The 16,666-nt window shown below is 39.4% G+C and carries 10 protein-coding genes and 1 tRNA gene; all 11 read left to right on the top strand.

All coding sequences use genetic code 11. The features are described from left to right. Positions 1-4 precede the first annotated feature (4 nt). Positions 5-622 carry a dephospho-CoA kinase gene (gene coaE / locus CCS90_RS08370; RefSeq protein ID WP_099019087.1) on the top strand — a complete coding sequence of 206 codons (618 nt, stop codon included), beginning with the start codon at positions 5-7 and terminating at the stop codon, positions 620-622. A 59-nt stretch (positions 623-681) separates the two neighbouring features. Next, positions 682-758, top strand: a tRNA-Ile gene (locus CCS90_RS08365). A 270-nt stretch (positions 759-1,028) separates the two neighbouring features. Beyond that, complete coding sequence (gene pilM, locus CCS90_RS08360) at positions 1,029-2,087, top strand: type IV pilus assembly protein PilM (protein ID WP_099019086.1); 1,059 nt, start codon at positions 1,029-1,031, stop codon at positions 2,085-2,087. Between the two features lie 2 nt (positions 2,088-2,089). Further along, a complete protein-coding gene (locus CCS90_RS08355) occupies positions 2,090-2,674 on the top strand; it encodes a PilN domain-containing protein (protein ID WP_099019085.1) in 585 nt (194 codons plus the stop codon). After that, positions 2,671-3,297 (top strand): type IV pilus inner membrane component PilO, encoded by a 627-nt coding sequence (locus tag CCS90_RS08350; RefSeq protein WP_099019084.1) that lies wholly within the window; start codon positions 2,671-2,673, stop codon positions 3,295-3,297. The genes CCS90_RS08355 and CCS90_RS08350 overlap by 4 nt, the downstream gene beginning before the upstream one ends. Beyond that, positions 3,294-3,821 (top strand): pilus assembly protein PilP, encoded by a 528-nt coding sequence (locus tag CCS90_RS08345; RefSeq protein ID WP_099019083.1) that lies wholly within the window; start codon positions 3,294-3,296, stop codon positions 3,819-3,821. Before CCS90_RS08350 ends, CCS90_RS08345 begins: the two co-directional genes overlap by 4 nt. Before the next feature lie 77 nt (positions 3,822-3,898). Continuing rightward, on the top strand, positions 3,899-6,004 hold the full coding sequence (locus CCS90_RS08340; protein ID WP_162846767.1) for a type IV pilus secretin PilQ: 2,106 nt from the start codon (positions 3,899-3,901) through the stop codon (positions 6,002-6,004). 19 nt (positions 6,005-6,023) lie between these two features. Next, a complete protein-coding gene (locus tag CCS90_RS08335) occupies positions 6,024-8,768 on the top strand; it encodes a hypothetical protein (protein ID WP_099019081.1) in 2,745 nt (914 codons plus the stop codon). Positions 8,769-8,892: 124 nt separating this feature from the next. Next, entirely contained in the window at positions 8,893-9,951 is a 1,059-nt protein-coding gene (locus CCS90_RS08330) for an efflux RND transporter periplasmic adaptor subunit (protein WP_162846766.1), read from the top strand. Further along, the gene (locus CCS90_RS08325) at positions 9,948-13,190 is read left to right on the top strand and encodes an efflux RND transporter permease subunit (RefSeq protein WP_099019079.1); all 3,243 of its coding nucleotides are present in this window, start codon (positions 9,948-9,950) and stop codon (positions 13,188-13,190) included. The genes CCS90_RS08330 and CCS90_RS08325 overlap by 4 nt, the downstream gene beginning before the upstream one ends. After that, on the top strand, positions 13,159-16,539 hold the full coding sequence (locus CCS90_RS08320) for an efflux RND transporter permease subunit (protein ID WP_099019078.1): 3,381 nt from the start codon (positions 13,159-13,161) through the stop codon (positions 16,537-16,539). The genes CCS90_RS08325 and CCS90_RS08320 overlap by 32 nt, the downstream gene beginning before the upstream one ends. The last annotated feature ends 127 nt before the right edge of the window (positions 16,540-16,666 follow it).

Raw genomic sequence — 16,666 nt, 5'->3', positions numbered from 1 at the left:
TTCAATGAGCGGTTTAATCATTTGTCTGACAGGTGGAATCGCCTCCGGAAAAACATTTGTTTCAAATCACTTTTCCACTAAAAATGTTGCAGTAATTGATGCTGATGTGATTGCACGTGAAGTGGTTGAAGTGGGTAAGCCTGCTTTGTCTGAGTTGGTGCTGAGGTTTGGTCAGGATGTGTTGAATATAGATGGTTCGCTCAACAGAGCTGAGTTAAAACGGTTGGCCTTTCAAAGCAAAAAAAGTGTGACGGCCCTCAATCAAATATTACATCCTGTGATTGGTTCTGAAATTAAACGTCAGATTAAGTCCACACATCAATCCATGAAACTTCTGGTTATTCCCCTGTTTAAATCATTTATGTTAGATGCATATGGTATTAATAGGGTGTTGTTGGTTGATGTGGCAGCGTCAATCCAGATTAAACGTGTTATGGACAGAGACGGAGTTTCTCAGCCGCTGGCTAATAAGATCATATCTTCACAAGCTTCAAGGTCCGATCTATTGACCCATGCCAGTGATGTGATTGTTAATGATGGTACAATCAATCAACTGCGCCTCAGTGCTGACTTGGTGTATGCGATGTACCTGGAAATGGCTGGTGATATAATTGCCAATTGATGTTAATAATTAATGCAAGCCAAAAAATCATCAGTTATAATTCCGCATCCTTTCAAAAAGGGCCTGTAGCTCAGTTGGTTAGAGCAGTGGACTCATAATCCATTGGTCGTAGGTTCGAGTCCTACCAGGCCCACCAATTCAAAACTCCTTAAAAAACTACGATTGTTGCAATTAAAGCGAAATTATTATCGTATATGTCTAATAATGGGTGTAAAAAAACACCAATAAATATTAAATATGTCTTGATTATTCAGTACTTTAAAGGTTATTCTTGCAATGGCTTCTTAAAAAAAGTAAAGTATATATGGAAAATGTGATTAGTGACACAGAAATGAAGTAAGTAAGTGGGTCAAATGGTCATAATTTATATATAAAGTTTTATTGAACTTAAAAGAGAGAGAATATTTTGCAGTTGTTAGGTCGAAAAAAAATTCAGTTGGTTGGAGTGGATGTCAGTTCGTCAGCAGTAAAAATATTACAGCTGTCTGGAAGTGCTGATAACATAAAGGTTGAAAGGTATGCTGTAGAACCATTGGCTGTTAATGCAGTGGTTGATAACAGCATTGCCGAAGTTGATTTGGTTTCAGCGGCCATCAGTAAAGCATTCAATAAAGCAGGAATTAAAGCAAAAGGTGTTGCAACTGCTGTATCTGGATCTGCTGTGATCACAAAAATCATTCAAATGCCCAGTGAATTGAGTGAAGAGGAGCTGGAAGTACAGCTTGAGCTGGATGCGACTCAATACATACCTTACCCAATCGACGAGGTCAGTTTAGACTTTTGTGTGTTGGGGCCTGTTGAAGGTAACCCTGATGTAAATAATGTGTTGATTGCGAGTTCACGATCTGAAAATGTCGATGTTTTTATTGAAGCATTTCAGGGATCGGGTTTGGAGTTAAAAGTTGTCGATGTTGAAGCTTTCGCTATCGAAAGGTGTTTCAACATGGTTAAAAATGATTATGGAATAGATGACAACGAAGTTGTGGCATTGTTTGATATTGGTGCCAATACAACAACCATGCATGCCATGCATAAGAAAACTGGAATTTATAGCAGAGAACAGTCTTTCGGTGGTAAGCAATTAACCGAAGAAATCATGCAGCGGTATGGTTTGTCTTACGATGAGGCCGGTTTGGCAAAAAGACAGGGTGGTTTACCAGAAAGTTACGAATCAGAGGTGTTGCAATCATTTAAAGACACTTTAGTCCAACAAGTCAGTCGTGCTTTACAGTTTTTCTTTTCTGCAACAGAATTTGGAAATGTAGATAGAATTCTACTGGGTGGAGGATGTGCATCAATTCCTGATATAGATGCATTGGTTGAGGATCAAATAGGTGTACCTACCGAAGTGATCAATCCCGTAAATAATTTTAAATTATCATCGAAAGTAAGTCGTGAGGCATTAGAAGCTGATTCACCAGCTATGATGTCAGTTGTTGGTTTAGCGTTGAGGAATTTTGACTGATTATGGCAAAGATTAATTTATTACCTTGGCGTGAAGAAAGGCGTCAACAACAAACCAAAGAATTTTACATTTTGCTGGGAATTTCAGCAGGATTGGCGTTGGCTGTTTTTGGCTTGGCTTTTTATTATTTTGATCAAAGTGTTAAATATCAAAACCAAAGAAACCAGTATTTAACGGCTGAAATAAGTAAGTTAGATGCGCAAATTGCCGAAATTAAAAAGCTAGAAGCTCAAAAAGCCAATTTGATTGCCAGGCAGGAAGTGATTGAAGAGCTTCAGGCCAGCAGAACACAGATGGTTCATTTGTTCGATGAGTTAGTTAAATCTATACCAAATGGTGTGTTTTTAGAAAAAATCACGCAAAAAGGATCTTCCATGTCATTAGAAGGGTATTCACAATCTCATTCTAGGGTTTCAGATTATATGAGAAGACTGGAGTCTTCAGCTTGGTTCACAGGAATTGATCTGGACTATATTCGAGCAGATGACACCCTGACATCACATGAGCAAAAGTTTAAATTAAGTGTAAGGTTGGTTAATCCAAATAGAAATAAAGACACTGATAATTCGGAAGAGGAAGTTTCATGAGTATTATTGATGAAATTAATAGCTTAGACACCGCAAATCCTGGTGGCTGGCCAAAGAAATTCAAGATTGGTTCTGCCGTATTGTTGGTTGCCGCTTTGTTAGCAGCTGGATACTATTTTGTAATTAATGACAAGCGCATTGAGTTAGGTGAATTGCAAAAAAAGGAAAGTACATTAAAAACTACTTATACGACAAAATACAAAAAAGCAGCTCAACTGGATGCATACAAAGAACAGTTAGAAGAAATGGAAATTATTCTTCAATCCATGTTGCGCCAACTGCCTAGTAAAAATGAAATGTCTGATTTGATTGTAGATGTGTCACAAACTGCATTGGCCAGCGGCATCGATAATGAGTTGTTTGAGCCAGGTGCTGAAACTTTGAAAGATTTTTATGCAGAAAAACCGATCAGTTTGAGAATGAAAGGAAATTACCATGATTTCGGTGCTTTTGTGAGTGGTGTGGCTTCTTTACCCAGGGTGGTGATTTTAACCATGCATGACATTTCTCTAAAACCTACAGGTGATTCACTTTTAGGTGGACAGTTGTTGTTGGAAGGAACTGCAAAAACTTATCGGTACTTAGATGATGAAGAAGTCTCGGCAAGTGGAGGTGGAAAATGAAGGCGATATATTTATTGTCGTTGGTCATGCTGTTGGGTGGTTGTAACAACGGATTAGAAGACATCAATGAATTTATGGAGCGACATAAAAACATTCCTGTGCCACAAATAGATCCATTGCCTCAGTTAAAGCCGCATGAAGTGTTTGAGTACAATGCCAATGGATTCAGAGACCCGTTTTCTAATGATTTAGAAGAACAAGATGACAGTGAATCCAATGAAACATCTTCGTTTGCAGAAACAGGCAAAGGGCCAGACTTAACTCGACGCAAAGAATTCCTTGAATCTTATCCACTGGATAGTTTATTGATGGTTGGTACATACGAACAAGAAGGAAATTATTGGGGATTGGTTGTTGATCCTGATGGAACAATCCATAGGGTTTCAGTTGGACATTATCTTGGACACAATCACGGTGTTGTTTCCGAAATATATGAAAATGAAATTAAAATTATTGAATGGTTGAATGATGGACTAGGCGCTTGGCGTGAACGTGAAGCAGCTATGGCATTGAAAGAAGAATAAATGAGAGTAACTATATGAAAAATCGATTTATAAACACACAAATAAAGTTAAGAGCTATTCAGTGTTTGGTGCTGTTAATGTTCAGTTGTCAAGTGTTGAGTCAAAATGCCATCCAATCAGTTGATTTAAAAACAGGCGAAAATGGTTTGATTGTTGTTGATTTCGAATTCGAATCGATTCCAGAGACTCCTGAAACATTTTCTACTAATCTACCACCTCGTTTGGCATTGGATTTTAAAGACACCGTTAATTCATCAGGAATCACCAATCTAAATATTGGTACAGGTGCGGCTAAAGGACTTAGGATTGTATCTACCAATTCTAAAACCAGAGTTGTATTGGATTTTACTCACGAAGTGGGTCATAAATTTGCAGTCAATGGAAACGTTTTGTCTTTGATGCTATCTGGTTCCGATAACAGCAGAAAAATCACCTCAACTAAAAACACAACAGAAGTTGAGTTTGTGGATTTCAGAAGGGGCTTAGAAGGGCAAGGTGTCATCAGCGTTACTTTAAGTAACAGCAATACACCGATTAACTTGTCAGAAATCAATGGAAAAATCGTTGTTGAAATTGCTGGTAGTCGTGTTGCAGAATCAATGGACAGGAAGTTAGACGTGATAGATTTTGCCACTCCAGTGACCTATGTAGATACCAGACAAAGCAGTGGTAATGTTAAGATCGAAATTGAAGCAGAAGGCGCTTTCGATAAAATGGCTTACCAAACGGGTAATATGTATACAGTTGAAGTCAAAGAAAAAAGTAAAACCAATGTAGATAAAACCACTTTGCTAGACTCTGAGATTGTTTATGTCGGTAATCTGGTTTCATTCAACTTTCAAGACATACCGGTAAGGTCAGTCATTCAATTAATTGCTGATGCTTCACAATTAAATATAGTAGTTGCTGATACGGTCAATGGTAATGTGACTTTAAGATTGAATAATGTTCCTTGGGACCAAGCATTGGATATTGTTTTACAAAGTAAGCAACTGGATCAACGTCGAACAGGTGATGTTATTTGGGTGGCACCAGCCTCTGAAATAAATCAACGAGAGCAAGAGAAGCTTGAAGCGCTCAGTAAAAAAATTGAACTTCAACCACTTGACAATATTTTCATACAAGTAAACTACGCAAAAGCTGAAGATTTAGCTGAGTTGATTACTGGTGAAGGCAGTAGTTCTGGTGGTGGTGGCGGTGGTAATACCAATTCATTGCTTTCAGATCGAGGTTCAGTCACATTTGATGAGCGCACAAACACGCTTTTGGTTAATGATATTCCAGACAAAATAATTGTTATTCAAGAATTGGTAGATACATTGGATCGATCAGTAGAACAAGTGCAAATTGAATCAAGAATTGTGGTTGCCTCGGAAAAATTTGGTGATGAACTTGGTGTCCGTTTTGGTATCAATGGTTCTCATGAAGATAAATACGGTAACATCATCAGCACAGGTGGTAGTGCTTTGGCAGTAGACAGAATGTCAAATGCTGCCTTGTTAAATAGATACACTTCGCCAAGTGGCTCAGGTTTACCAACAGTCACTCCAAGTAACCAACCATCAGATTTGATCGCAGGTCCTCCTATTGGTGAAAGGCTGAATGTTAATTTACCAGCCATTGCTTCTTCAGCTGGAACTTGGGCTGCAAGTATATTGGCAGCTGATTTCCTTTTGGATCTAGAATTATCGGCATTAGAAACCGAGGACAGGGGTGAAGTGATTTCATCACCTAGGGTGATCACGGCCAATCAATCTGAAGCGATCATTAAACAAGGGGTTCAGATTCCTTATCAAGAATCATCATCTAGTGGGGCGACAGCTACTTCATTCAAAGATGCAGCATTGACTTTACAAGTGACTCCATTAATCACGCCAGACGAAAGGATTGATTTGACTTTGCAGGTTAATCAAGATTCAGTGGGTGAGTTGGTTTCTCAAGGGGAAGGCAGTGTTCCTTCAATTGATACCAGATCTGTGAAAACCAGGGTGTTAGTTAATAATGGTCAAACCATTGTATTAGGTGGCATTTACGAGCAAGTAAGAAGAACAACTAAATCAAAAGTTCCAGTTTTGGGTGATATACCAGGCCTGGGTAATTTATTTAGGAATAAATCTGTTTCAGATAATAAAGCGGAGTTATTGATATTTGTAACTCCTACAATCATAAAAGAAAGTTTATAAAGTTAACGATAGGTAAATTATGTCAAATTTTACAAAAAATATATTATTGATTAGTTGGGTTGCTGTATTGTTAACAGCTTGTGGCGGAAGCAGTGACAGCGGCGGCGCTTCACCTGGTCCGGTGGTTTCAAATTTGAAATTTACAGTGACACCTGCTCAAAACAATATTCCTTCAAACACCAATAATTTCCCAGCATCAGAATCTTCACCTTTTTTGACATCAGTCAGCGTGAACGTGACTTTTGATAATGGGACAGCAATTCCGAATGGCACTGCAGTTCAACTGAGTACGACAAATGCATCAGTGGCTTTGATCTCTCCTGCTGACGACTCATCAACTGTTGAGAACGAGCTTGAGTTGACTGCACAATCTGTTTCCGAATTGTCCAGTGGTGGTAATGTTACTTTTTATATTCACAGTGGTGCCACGGCTGGCAATGTGAATTTAACGGCATCAGCAGTTGACCCTACTACAAATCGCACATCTTCATTCAATTTTCAATTTACTGTGACACAAGGTCCAGAGCCTTTCGACAGACTGACCATTGAACCCATTACTACTACTTTACCCGCCAACGTATTTGGACTTTCACCAAGACAAGCTTTTGGTACGGTGTATATGACTGAGGCGACCATTTCATTCAGAGATCCTCTGGGTAATTTTATCAATCCTGTGGTTACTGGTGGTGATACTTCAACAGTTGGAGTGGCAATCAACCCTGTTAGTGTGGCTGCATTTTCAACCCTTGACGATCCTGAAACACAAGATGATGGTGATCCATTGACTGAAGATAATGAAACCTTTATTTTACTAGGTCAAGGCCCCGTTGATATGGTTGCAGGTAAAGGAACCATTTTTATATGGTCGAATACGCCAGGTACAGCCACCATCACTGTTAATGCCTTTGATGAATTTTTAAATACAGAGATCAGCCAACAAGTTGATATCATTGTAGACAATGGTCCTGTCGATCTTCCTACTTCAATATCATTGGCAGGTTCTGGTGCCAACTATGTCAATGGCTCTGGTGGTTCACAAAGTCAAGTGATACAAGTATTGGTTGAGTCCTCTAGTAATTTCCCTGTGCCTAACCCAAATGGCTTCAACAATGTAATGATAGATATTTCGACAGACAGTCAAAACAGCGGTGAAAAGATCACTGGTGTCAATGCGTCAGGTCAAACTGTCTCTGGTCAATCAATTAATTTAGCAACTGGAAATGGCGTGGCTTCATTTCAATTATTAAGTGGTTCAAATCCAAATACTGTGTTCATGACTGCAACCACAGACCGTGCTGATAATAATGTTGATAATGGTTTACAAGACCCAATCACAGCACAGAACAACTTCATCATCAGTGATGGCGTCTTGTTTGGATTAGACATTACTTCACCTAATATAAACAGTTTATTTGTCAATACTGTTGATGGTAATGTCCTCAGTGATGATGGTATTGGTAACTTAGACGGTAGTTATACGATGACGGTCAGTGCAATTGGTACGGACAAAGGTGGTAACCCTGCATTGCCTCAAACCATTCAATTTGGTTTGATAGACAGTCCGATTGAAGGCTATCCTGAAAATGGTCCAGGTTCATTCATCATTGCAGGCCTTGACGGTGATCCTGAGGAGGGTGGCAGCTTATTTACCTCAGCATCGGGTGAGTTCCAAACGGCTGCTGGCGGTACTCAGCCTGGTGATACTTTGTTGGTATTTGGCGAAGAGATCTTGGGTAATGAAGATTTAGAAAGTTCTTCAACAGTACAAACAGTGTTGTCGCAAACTTCATTAAGAATATCAGAAAGATTTAATAACAATGATTTAACAGGTACGGTAAACAACAGTTTGGGTGTGGTTCCTTACATTGTGGGTAGAGCTGTAGATGGCAACATCAATGCCACGGGAGTCATCAATGAAAATGGCGTCGTGACCACCCAGGTTAATTACCCAGTTTCGAAATTGGGTAAAATTGCTGGAATTTACGCCAAAGGCCAAGGTGCCACGACCAATGGAACAACTCGAGTTGTTACTGATGTTGAATTGATTCTATACCCTGGCATCGCCTCTTTGGGTGAAGACAGAACAGCTTACATTACAGCGGCTCCATCAGTTATACCCGCGAACTCATCAACCACAGTCACTGTATGTGTGTTTGATGCGGCTTCTCATCCAATCCAAGGTGTTGCCATTCAATGGGCGTTCATAGGTGGATCAGGTTCAGGTTCAATTGATGGTGTTGATGGCTCAGGAATTATGGATAACCGCACCGGAGCTGATGGTTGTGCAACAGGTCTTGCCGATGCTACCGGCATCATCGGTGATGTAGATGGTACTGGATTCGTCTTTAATGCTGGATCCTTAAGCTGTATCAATGAAGAAGGTGGTGTTTGTATTGAAATTGGTGACCCAGGTGCCATTTATTTATCGGCAACACCTCAATTTCATTTCACCAATGGTCTGAAAGTTATCGATTTACATCTCTTTGGTGGTAATGGTCAAGGCATTCCGAATGTTCCATTGTTCGGTTCGTGTGAATCAACAGGTGGAACCCTAACAGTGACTGCACAACCAGGAAATACCGATGAGAATGGTATGGCAATTGCCAATGTCAATGCCTCTTTGAGTGGTATCAATGAATTCTTTACTGGAACGTGTACATTCACAACGGGTACAGGTGAACCTGAAGCGATTGTTGAATTCACAGGGTATGATTTATGTGATCCAGGTTTGTCTCCAAACAATCCTCCTGCATGTACCCCATAAGTATTTAATAAATACTGAATTTAAAAGGCTTGTTTAAAAACAAGCCTTTTTTTTTGAGTGACTAAATGCACATGAATTTCCACCCAAAATACTTAAAATGAATCTATTAGAAAATGTAAGCGTTATGAAAAAATATATAATAGTGATGTTGTTATTGATACTGTCTGCCTGCAATCAATCCAAGGAATCAAAATCTGACAAAAAAGACAATAAAGAAGAAAATAAAGTTATCATCAATGTTGAGGCGGCAACCAGTTATATTGGAAACTCTATAGCAACGTTTAAATCGACTGCAATTTTAGAAGCTGACAGGGCGGCAACGGTAACAACCAAAACGTCTGGCATTATTCTAGATATCATTGCTGAAGAAGGTGATGTTGTTAATCAAGGCGATGTTCTTCTGGTACTTGAATCAGATGAACAAGTACTCTCTCTTAATAGTGCAAAAGCCAATTATGAGAAAAGTTTAAATAACTATGAACGCGCGCAACAACTGATCAGTAAGGGTTTAATTAATAAAGAACAATTAGATAATTTAAAGTATGAAACGCAATCTTTAAAATCAGCTTTAGATCAGGCCAGAATGAATTTAACATTTACCCAAGTCAAAGCACCATTTGATGGAATTGTTGTTAAACGTCATGTCAAAATAGGTAACTTAATACAAAATGCTACGGCCGTCTATGAAGTGGTTGATTTTGAGTCTCTGCAAGCTAAGATCAGTGTGCCTGAGCATCAATGGTCAATCATGAAAACTGGTTTGGATGTTCAATTCAGTTTTGATGCTTTGTCAGGAAAAACAATAGTAGGAAAAATAGTCAGGGTCAGTCCTGTGGTTAATGCCGGTTCAGGAACTTTTCAAGTCACTGTTTCAGTTGATAACTCAGATCTATCTCTCAGGCCAGGTTTATTTGCCAAAGCCGACATTGTTTTTGATCAACGTGATGATGTCGTTATGGTTGATAAAAATGCCATCATTCGTGAAGACGATTTATCTTATGTCTATGTCATTGAAGGTGAGTCTGCAGTTAAGAAAGTTGAAGTTAAACTTGGTTACGAAATGCCAGACTCATTCGAAATCACTTCAGGAATCCAAGCAGGACAACAGGTTGTCACTACTGGGAAAAATAATTTAACACCTGATGTTGAAATCAACGTGGTTAATTACGATCAAAATTTATGATAAATTCCATTACACATTTTGCAACCAAACGCAGGGTGACTGTGTTTATGTTGGCAATTGGATTTATTCTATTTGGTTCAATTGCCATGAATAACATGCCTGTCACATTGTTACCATCTTTGGAATACCCAACATTGACGATTCGAACTGATTATGACAACACGGGTCCTGAGGAAATGGAATTGCTGATTACCAAGCCCTTAGAGGAAAGTGTTGGTGTAGTAAAAGGTCTAAGTAAAATTTATTCAACTTCTACGACTGGTCGATCTGATGTGAAATTGCAATTCAACTGGGATGCTGACATGAAGCAAGCAGCCTATGATGTCAGAGACCGCATGGATGCGGTGCAGTTACCCCTTGATGTTGAATCTCCAATATTACTGCGATTCAACCCATCCACAGACCCCATCATGCAGCTATCACTGAGCATTGATGGTGACAGCTCCCAAGCAGACCTTAAACGCTTAAGGACCTTTTCAGACAATGATTTAAAAAAGAAATTAGACCCAATTACTGGTGTTGCAGCCGTTAAAATCAGTGGTGGCTATGAAAAGGAAATTGAAATTTTACCTGATCAATTCAAATTGTCACAGCTGGGTTTAAACATCAATGATATTTCTAATCGCCTCAGACAAGAAAACATCAATCTATCCGGTGGTTCAATTAAGCAAGGCAGCAAAATGTTTTTAGTTCGGACTGTCAACCAATTTGAAAATATCAATGCCATTGAAGAACTCATCATTTCTAACAACAATGATCGAATCATAAAAATTAAGGATGTTGCCACCGTCGAATTAGGTCACAAAGACCGCAAATCAATCAATAGACTTAATGGCAGAGAAGCCATAGAGGTTGCGATATATAAAGAAGGCGACAGTAATACGGTGGCAGTGGCAGAAGCGGTTCGCAATAAATTAGAAGACATCAAAAAACACTTACCTTTTGGTGCAAATATTGAAATCATTGATGACCAATCGGCTTTCATCAAAGATGCCATCGACAATGTGATCAATGCGGCATTGATTGGTGGCTTGTTGGCTGTATTAATTATTTACTTATTTTTGAAAGATGCATTGGCCACTTTGATCATTGCTGTTTTAATTCCTGTTTCAGTCATTTCTGGTTTCTTTTTCATGTACAGAGCAGGAGTGACCTTCAATATCATGTCATTGGGAGGTGTGGCCTTGGCCGTTGGATTATTGGTTGATAATGGAATTGTTGTGCTTGAAAACATAGCATCTAAAATGAAATCAAATGATCGCCCCATCGATGCCATTCGTGAGGGAACTGCAGAAGTTGGTGGTGCCATAACCGCCTCAACTTTAACAACAATTGCCGTTTTTCTGCCCTTGGTTTTTGTTGAAGGCATTGCAGGTCAGCTTTTTAAGGATCAAGCGTTGACAGTTACTTTTACCCTGATGGTGTCTTTGGTATTTGCCTTAATATTGATTCCAATGTTATCCAGTTTAAAGCATCGAAAATCTGATACAGTGGGTGAAACAGGTGAAGTGGAATATCAACCCAAAACCAAATTTGGTGGTGTTGTCAGGTCTGGCAGGAGAAAATTTTTTAATGGAATCAGTGCTGGATTGATGTACTTATTAAGCCTGCCATTGCTACTTATTGCCACTCTATTGAAGTATCTCTTGATTGTTCCGGCAGCTATGGTCAATCGCCTATTTGATGGTTTGGCTAAAGCGTACCAAAAAATGTTGCCATGGGCTTTGCGCAATAGAATTTTGGTGATGTTATTTGCTTCAATCTGTTTTATTTCAGGTATGGTTATTTTACCTAAAATTGGTGTTGAATTAATTCCTGATATGGATGCAAGTACAGTTAAAATTAATTTCAAACTGCCAGAAGGATCAACCATCGAAGCCACCGATGCGTTTTTCAAGAAATTAAGCCAAAACTTCAGTGAAAGTGAATCAGTTGAGTTGGTTTATGGATACAGTGGAGAAGGAAATTTATTGGATACCTCTTCTTTATCTGGTGGTCAAAATTCTGGTCAAATCACGATAAAAATTAAACCAGGTGCTGACAAAGCATTGGCACAAAGCCAGGCGCTTAAATTAATCAATGCTGCTCCGGGTTTACAAAGTGAGTTGAAAACAGGACAATTTTTTGATTTAGCGAAACCAATTGAAATTGAATTGATTGGAAACGATTTGGCTCTTCTGAAAGAAAATGCCGTTCGATTGGCCAAATCATTGATGACCAATGATTATTTTATCAATGTCGATGATGGTGTGGAAGTCGGAAACCCAGAAGTGCAGTTGTATTTTGATCATGAAAAAATTTCTTCCTTGGGTATGAATGTTTCAACTGTTGCCAACAACGTGGTTAATAATGTTCTGGGTAAAGTAGAAACTACGGTACATTGGCAAGACCAAAAAATGGATTTGCGTGTGCGTACACAAGAATTTCAACGTGATTCGATTGATGACATCAGGAACTTGATAATTAATCCTGAGAATGACGCTCCAATCAGGTTGGCTGATGTGGCAGAAATTAAGATAGCTGAAGGCCCTGGTTATATTTTACGCAGAAATCAAGACCGGACTGTGGTTGTTTCAGCTGATGTCAATGGAATCGCATTGGGTGATGCAGTCACTTTGGTTAATCAGCTGGTGGCGAAGGCCAACATCCATCCACTGGTGATGACCAAGGTAACTGGACAGAATGAGGATTTGGAGTCATCCAATAGATCGATGATCTTTGCCTTGTCCTTGGCTGTATTCTTGGTCTATATGATTTTGGCATCTCAGTTTGAATCATTCATCCACCCATTTGTCATTTTGTTCTCCGTACCTTTGGCTTTCATTGGGGCAGTTTGGGCTTTGTTTTTGACCAACACATCTATATCTGTAGTGGTGTTTATCGGATTAATCATGTTGGCTGGCATCGTGGTCAATAATGCGATAGTACTGATTGATATCATCAAACAATCTATCGACAAAGGCATGAACAAAACTTTGGCCATCACTGAAGCGGGTAAATCCAGACTCAGACCCATCATAATGACCACCATGACAACTGTGCTGGGATTATTGCCAATGGTGATAGCCTTTGGTTCATCCAGCGCTGGTTCTGAAATCAGAGCACCGATGGCGATTACGGTCATAGGCGGATTACTGGTTTCAACATTTTTAACTTTATTGGTGATACCCGTGATGTTTTCATTGTTAACCAAAGAGCGGTCAACAAATGAAGAAATCAGCTCAACAGAGGCCAACTGATGTCATGAAAAACAATCATCAACTTCAAGTCAATAATGAAGCCACTGGTATATCGAGGTTGGCCCTTTTTTCAATGGCCAGACCCGTAACCATCAGTATGATGTTTTTAACGCTGGTTACCTTTGGCTTGATTTCATCCAAGTTGTTACCGCTTGAAAGTTGGCCTGAAATTAAATTACCCTTTTTGATAGTGGTCGTTCCTTATGATGCAGGCACGCCACAAGAGGTTGAACGGAACATCACCAGGCCCATGGAAGAAGCCTTGGCCACCATTGGCGATGTGGTGCAAATGAATTCCAACTCAACCACCAATTCAAGCAATACTTTTATGTTGTTTGATTTGGATGTAGACATCGATGAAAAGGTCATGTTGGTCAATGAACAAATTGATTTGATTCGCAGTGATCTGCCCTCAGATGTCAGGCAAATATTTATTCGCAAAGAACAACCAGGCAGTGAAGCCATGATGCAATTACGTATCATTGGTGACCGTGATTTGGAAGGGGCCTACGATGTATTGAACCAATACTTGGTGAAACCAGTACAACGGATTCCAGGTGTGGCACGGGTCGAATTACAAGGCATTGAACCACTTGAAATCAGTATCAATTTAGACAATGATCGCATGATCAGGTATGGGATTGGGTTCAATGAGTTACAAAGCAAGTTGAGCAACCTTAATTTCACCATCAAATCAGGCAGTTTTTTTACAGCCGATCAAGCCATCAGATTAAGCCCAAAATCTCAAGCCACAGACATCAATGATTACCGCAATTTAATTTTGAATGACAACAATGTTCGTTTAAAGGACATTGCAACCATTGAGATGCTGAATGGTGAGCGTGATTATGCGCGTCATCTGAATCGTAAGTATTCGGTGGGGCTGGAAATATTCAAAGAGTCCACTGCCAACTTGGTGGACGTCGGCGAACAAGTACTTGCCACCATCAATGAGATCAGTCAAACCGATCAAATGAGTGGTATCAAGTTGGTGTTTTTAAATAATCAGGCAGAAGGTGTAACCAACTCCTTGAAAGACGTTGTGACTGCTGGGGTAACAGGCTCCTTGTTGTCATTGATTGTGTTGTTCGTCTTTTTACGTAACTTACCCATGACACTGATTATTTCAATGTCGATTCCTATATCAATTATTATTACATTGGGTGTGTTGTATTTCACCGGAATCAGTTTAAATAATTTGTCATTGATGGGCTTGATGTTGGCTGTTGGCATGTTGGTGGACAATTCTGTGGTGATTACAGAAAGTATATATACCCAAAGACAGCTGGATCCAGACAACCCTCAAGATGCATTGATTCGAGGTGTGAAATTAGTGATTAAGCCAGTGATTGCCGGCACTTTAACCACTGTATGTGTCTTTTTACCAGTGATAGTTGGTGAAGGTAATTTATTGGCCATATTTTTAACCCATGTGGCTGTGGCCATCATTGCTTCCTTGATAATTTCATTGATGCTTTCTATCTCAGTGGTGCCCATGGCCATTGGCTTGTTTGTTAAAAAACAACAAAGTAAAACCGGTGGGCTAGAAGCCAGGTTTTTCAATCGCTGGAGTCAAATCAAAAAAAGATACAAGTTTTTACTGATTATTGGTATTTATGTATTGTTGTATGTGCTGGCCAAATTGATGAAGATGCCCGCTGAAAATTTTTCAATTTTTGCCTATGTCTCTTTGTTTTTCCTGTTCAGTTTGTTCTTAATCCGTAATTACCTGTCAATATTAAAGTTTTTTCTTAAACACCGCTGGTTGACTTTCTTTAGTGCGTTGATGTTGGTTTTTGTCGGTATGTTTTGTTTGAAATTTATGAGTCAGGACGATGGTACAGGTCAATCAGTCAGTCGGAATTTTTGGTTCCCTTACCATGTGAACGGAAATTACACCTTGGATCGCATGAAGAAGGACGTTGATCGCGTTGAGGATTATTTGTATGCCAATCAAGAAAAGTTTGAAATTGATTCGGTTTATACCTATTACAATGAGAATGGCAATGCCACATCGATGATCACCTTGATTGACGAAGACTTGGCCACCAAGACTGTCAGTGAAGTCAAAAAAGAAATTCTAGAAAACATGCCAGAAATCACCATTGGTTCTCCGTCGTTTCAATGGCGCAGTAACATAGGATCTCAAGGGATTAAGCTTTATTTACAAGGTGAGTCTGCACAATTTATTCGTGAAGAAATGTTGGATGAGGTGATGTTCATGTTAGGCAACGTGGAAAAAGTTACCAATGTACAAGTGGAGCAAAAGAACAATCGTGAAGAGCTGCAAGTCAACGTCAATCGTGAACGGGCTTTGAATTTAGGCTTGGATCCAACTGTAGTGGCTCAATCCGTTTCAATTGCCATGCGTGGTATGAACTTGAAGGAATATGTTTCCGAGACGGGTGAAATTCCAGTCAAAATGCGATTTTATAAAAAAGGGCAGTTTGAAATTGATCAACTCAGGAATTTACCAATCAAAAATGCAGACGGTGTTTCTATTCCGCTTAACAATGTGGCAGAAATTAAATCAACCAGTTCACCACAGCGTTTGTTTAGATTGGGGCGTTTGAATTCTGTGCAAATTGATTTGGATGTTGAAGATGACAGCAATGTCAAAGAGGTCAGGGAGGCCATCACAGCGATGATGGAAAACTATAATGTTCCCAACGGATACTCTTGGACATTTAATCTAGAAGGTAATGGGGCCAACATATCATTGACCGATTTGGTGATGCCGTTCGTGATTGCCCTGTTGGTGATATTTATGGTGATGGCAGCCATGTTTGAATCTTTGTTGTTTCCAATTTGTGTTTATAACACCATTTTATTCTCCATTTTAGGCATCTTTCTATTCTTTGCGATTACCGGCACCACATTCAATGTAATGGCAGGTATTGGGGCGATGATACTCATAGGTGTGGTAGTAAACAATGGCATTGTGTTGATAGATCACATCAATAACCTACGCAAAGAAGGCATGAATCGTTTCGATGCAGTGGTCCAAGGTGGCTTGGACAGAATTCGCCCTGTACTCATGACTGTATCGACTACAGTTGTGGGTTTATTACCCTTAAGTGTCAGTGTGTCAGCAGTCGGTGGTGGAAATGGACCCAGTTACTTTCCTATGGCTCGCGCAATCATTGGAGGCCTGACATTCTCAACCATCATCAGCTTGGTGTTGTTACCTTGCATCTATTGTTGGTTGGACGATTTAAGTTTGTGGGGTAAGGAGCGTTTTGCTAGAGTCTTGAACCGTTTACAAGGTAATAGAACGGTTGGAGTGGTTGCTGTTAAGCAAAATGTGAATGCAGACCTGCGTTCAAACACAAGTCATGATGAAGCATAGTCTATGAGTCAGTCAAAGTGGATTCAACCCATAAAAGGGTTATTCAAAAAATAGAAAACATCAATCTGAATTTCGCAATTTTAATTCAACCTGATATCTATTAAAATAGAACTTTTATAATGACAAA

It is taken from the genome of Marinicella litoralis (assembly GCF_002591915.1).
Classification (GTDB): domain Bacteria; phylum Pseudomonadota; class Gammaproteobacteria; order Xanthomonadales; family Marinicellaceae; genus Marinicella; species Marinicella litoralis.
Note: the sequence above shows the minus strand (reverse complement) of the source record. Positions and strands in the feature narration are given on the sequence as shown.

What these genes read in the sequence shown, in the direction of transcription:
- CCS90_RS08350 (WP_099019084.1), top strand. Translation starts at nt 2,671, where the DNA reads ATGAGTATTATTGATGAAATTAATAGCTTAGACACCGCAAATCCTGGT.
- CCS90_RS08340 (WP_162846767.1), top strand. Translation starts at nt 3,899, where the DNA reads ATGTTCAGTTGTCAAGTGTTGAGTCAAAATGCCATCCAATCAGTTGAT.
- CCS90_RS08355 (WP_099019085.1), top strand. Translation starts at nt 2,090, where the DNA reads ATGGCAAAGATTAATTTATTACCTTGGCGTGAAGAAAGGCGTCAACAA.
- CCS90_RS08325 (WP_099019079.1), top strand. Translation starts at nt 9,948, where the DNA reads ATGATAAATTCCATTACACATTTTGCAACCAAACGCAGGGTGACTGTG.
- CCS90_RS08320 (WP_099019078.1), top strand. Translation starts at nt 13,159, where the DNA reads ATGAAGAAATCAGCTCAACAGAGGCCAACTGATGTCATGAAAAACAAT.
- CCS90_RS08330 (WP_162846766.1), top strand. Translation starts at nt 8,893, where the DNA reads ATGAAAAAATATATAATAGTGATGTTGTTATTGATACTGTCTGCCTGC.
- CCS90_RS08335 (WP_099019081.1), top strand. Translation starts at nt 6,024, where the DNA reads ATGTCAAATTTTACAAAAAATATATTATTGATTAGTTGGGTTGCTGTA.
- CCS90_RS08345 (WP_099019083.1), top strand. Translation starts at nt 3,294, where the DNA reads ATGAAGGCGATATATTTATTGTCGTTGGTCATGCTGTTGGGTGGTTGT.
- coaE (WP_099019087.1), top strand. Translation starts at nt 5, where the DNA reads ATGAGCGGTTTAATCATTTGTCTGACAGGTGGAATCGCCTCCGGAAAA.